Source organism: Brevibacillus sp. SAFN-007a, from assembly GCF_051967035.1.
Classification (GTDB): domain Bacteria; phylum Bacillota; class Bacilli; order Brevibacillales; family Brevibacillaceae; genus Brevibacillus.
The window spans coordinates 1-924 of sequence record NZ_JBQCKK010000060.1; the positions used below are offsets into that span (position 1 = coordinate 1).

Below are 924 nucleotides of genomic sequence, written 5' to 3' on the forward strand. Positions count from 1 at the left end.
CCATCGGTTCATCCCATGGAAAAATCACCGTTTGACCGTTCATGTTCATGCAATATTCCTCCTCCATTTTGATCATGGGAGAAGCCGACCCATGCAGATCGGCTTCTTCGTTTTCGTTCTGTTAGACAGCTACCTTGGTGAGCAGTTCGCCGGCATCTTGTTCCAGCTCCACCCGAGCATCCCCTTGAAGAGTTTGGGCGGCACGGGTCATGGCCTGCATGACGTAAAACAGGCTGTCACCAGGTTCTATCATGTAATTACTGGTGATGGTATCCGTCATGGATTGACTGTATTTTTTGTCCTTGGCGAGCGTTTTGATGAAATCCAGCGGGTTTTCCACCTTGACCTCTTTGGCAGCCAAAGCCCGTTCCAACATGTCATCCCCGGCTTTGACGGCAGACGTAAACGCTTCTGCTACCCGGGCGTACATCTCCTTCTCCCGCAGGTGAATGTGGCGCTGCTTGAACACGTCCCCGTCATTGGTCCAGCGCATCAAGCCATTCGAGCAAACCAGGCGGTATACCATCGGTTGGATCGTAACCGAGCGAGCCCCCACTTCGGAGTTGGACAAATGGACCCCTACCATGTGGACATCCGGTCGACCCTCCAGTGTTCTCCCGATATTTCTTGTCAGATCAGGGAACACAATACGCAGGTGCATGCCGCGCTCATCGCGGTACCAGTATGAAATCCGATGGTCTTCCTCTGTCCCAATCATGGATTCGATCATGCCGAGGAACTGATCATCATCAAACCGGCTGTAATCCTTGGACAAGGCACCACGAATCATGGGGCCCAGTTGTTCGGATCGTGACCGATACGTACGCAACATCCATTCCTCGTCCCCTGGCAGCCGCTCTGCGAAGTAGTTAAAGTTCGTTGCCCTCAAATCACTTGGGCAGCGGCGCATGAAGCGAGCCGGCA

At 53.4% G+C, this 924-nt stretch carries 1 protein-coding gene; it reads right to left on the reverse strand.

The genetic code is table 11. The annotated features are described in order from the left end of the window. Positions 1–121: 121 nt before the first annotated feature. Positions 122–924 (reverse strand): DUF932 domain-containing protein (locus ACTHO6_RS21190; RefSeq protein ID WP_440243820.1); only part of this gene is annotated, 803 nt, incomplete at its 5' end.